General features: G+C 68.9%; 2 protein-coding genes. Both read right to left on the bottom strand.

The features are described 5' to 3' along the window. Nucleotides 1-1,648 (bottom strand): Na+/H+ antiporter (locus tag N5E02_RS20855; protein WP_005415111.1); only part of this gene is annotated, 1,648 nt, incomplete at its 3' end. Nucleotides 1,649-1,765: 117 nt separating this feature from the next. Next, the coding region (locus N5E02_RS20850; RefSeq protein ID WP_279946727.1) for a class III extradiol ring-cleavage dioxygenase at nucleotides 1,766-2,352 on the bottom strand (587 nt) is incomplete at its 5' end.

The following is a 2,352-nucleotide window of genomic DNA, read 5'->3' as shown; positions in this document are numbered from 1 at the left end:
ACTCGCGCTTGCGCGATTCCAGCAGGTCCAGGTTGCGGATCAGGCGCCGCGAGATCTCATCGGAGATCACCCCGCGCCGGGTCAACCGGAACAGCTCCTCACGCTCGGCATTGAGGCCGGCGCTGCGCAGCTGGCGGTAACCCAGCTCCATGCGCCGCACTTTCTCCGGGTCCACGTCGGGCCCGTCGTTGTCCTTCTCCAGGTGCCGCTGATACAGCAGGCTCACCCGCGAGGCAGCGTCGTTGTACAGCTGCACGTTCTCGGTGTTCTGGTTCATCACCAGCTGCTGGCGCATGCGCTCGACCCCGGCCAGCGCAGCCTTGGACGACAGCCGGCGTGCCAGGTCCTCTTCCTTGCGCTCGCCCGAATCGGCCGGCAGCTGCAGGCCCTTCAGCAGCTGCGGCAGCGCCACGCTGGCGCCGACCAGCGAGAACAGGATCACCGCCGCGGCCAGGAAGATCACCAGGTCGCGCGCCGGGAACGCGCTGCCATCAGGCAGGAACAACGGCAGGGTCAGCACGCCGGCCAGGGTGATCGCGCCGCGCACGCCGGCCACCGAGGTCGCCACCACGATGCGCCAGTTCGGTGCCTCGCCGCGTTCCAGGCCTCGGCGGCGTGCACGCAGCAGGTTCCAGCGCAGCGACAACCATACCCACAGCAGGCGCAACAGGATCAGCGCCAGGTTGATCACCACCACGTACACCAGCAGCCACCATGCACTCTGGTGGCCGGACTCGTTCATGGTGGTGGTGGCACGCTCGACGATGCCGGGCAGCTGCTCGCCCAGCAGCACGAACATGATGCCGTTGAAGCTGAACTGCAGCATGTTCCAGACGCCCGCACGCTGTACGCGCATGCTGCCGGAGACACGGCCGGTCAGCTCGACGTAGCTCATCGCGATACCGGCCGCCACGGCAGCGAGGATACCCGAGGCATGGATTTCTTCGGCCAGCAGGTAGGCCGCGAACGGAATCAGCAGGTTGACCAGCATCGCCGCACCCGGTTCCTCGCCGAAGCGGCGCCACAACCAGCGCTGGAAGGTGGAGACACCGAGGGTGACCGCCACGCCCACCGCAAGGCCGGCCACCGCCACCCACAGGAAGGTCAGCGAGGCCGTGGCCAGCGAGAAGGAGCCGGTCATCACCGCCGCCACCGCGAAACGGAAGCAGACCAGGCCGGACGCATCGTTGAGCAGCGATTCGCCTTCCAGGATGTGCATCAGTCGCTTGGGAATCGGTGCCTTGGAGGCGATCGCGCCGACCGCCACCGGGTCGGTCGGCGAGACGATGGCCGCCAGCGCGAAGCACACCGCCAGCGGCATCACCGGAATCATCCAGTGGATCAGCAGGCCGGCACCGATGACGGTGAACACCACCAGGCCGAACGCCAGTTCGAGGATCGCGCCCTTGTCGCGGAACAGGCCCTGCTTGGGGATGCGCCAGCCATCAAGGAACAGCAGCGGCGGCAGGAACAGCAGGAAGAACACTTCCGGCTCCAGCGCGTGGCCGCGGTTGAACACCCCGGCGATGACCGCGCCCAGGCCGATCTGCACCAGCGGCAGCGGCAACGAGAACGGGAGGACGCGAACCAGGTAGCCGCTGGCGACAACGGCCACCAGCATCGCCAGGACGACTTCAATGGTATGCATGCTTCTTCCAGGAAGCGGCGCGCGGGGAGGCTCGAAGGCCAGCGCCGGAAACCCGGAAAAAACTACCACATGCGGCCATGAGCGCGACGGCCGGGGCGGTCGCGCGTCAGCCCCGGCTCATGCCCCGTCGAAGCGGTACAGGTCCATGGCGAGGAAGCCGGCATCGATGCCGGCATCGATGCGGCGTGCACCGAAGCGGTCCTCGCCGGCTGCGCCCATCGCGAAGAACAGCGGCAGCAGGTGCTCGTCGGTCGGGTGCGCGCGTTCGGCGAACGGTGCCTGCCGGCGGTAGTCGAACAGGGCCTGGCGATCATCGGCGGCCAGGCGCTGCTCGACCCACTCGATGAAGGGCCGCACGTACGGCGCTTCCTTGCCGTCCTGGTAGTCGCCCCAGTCGTGCAGGTTGTGGGTGATGCTGCCCGAGCCGACCAGCAGCACGCCCTGCTCACGCAGTGGCGCCAGCGCGCGGCCCAGCGCGAACTGGTGCCCGGGGCCGAGCAGCGGCTGGATCGACAGCGGCACCACCGGGATGTCGGCTTGCGGGCGCAGCAGCCGCAGCGGCACCCACGCGCCATGGTCGAGGCCACGCTGAGGGTCGAGCGCCACCGGCAGGCCGGCAGCGGCGATGCGGCGGGCCACTTCTTCGGCCAGCGCCGGATCGCCGGGCGCCGGGTACTGCAGTTCGAACAGCGCGCGCGGGAAGC

The sequence above is a fragment of the Stenotrophomonas sp. GD03777 genome, assembly GCF_029842485.1.
Classification (GTDB): domain Bacteria; phylum Pseudomonadota; class Gammaproteobacteria; order Xanthomonadales; family Xanthomonadaceae; genus Stenotrophomonas; species Stenotrophomonas sepilia.
This window is presented reverse-complemented; position numbering and strand designations above follow the sequence as displayed.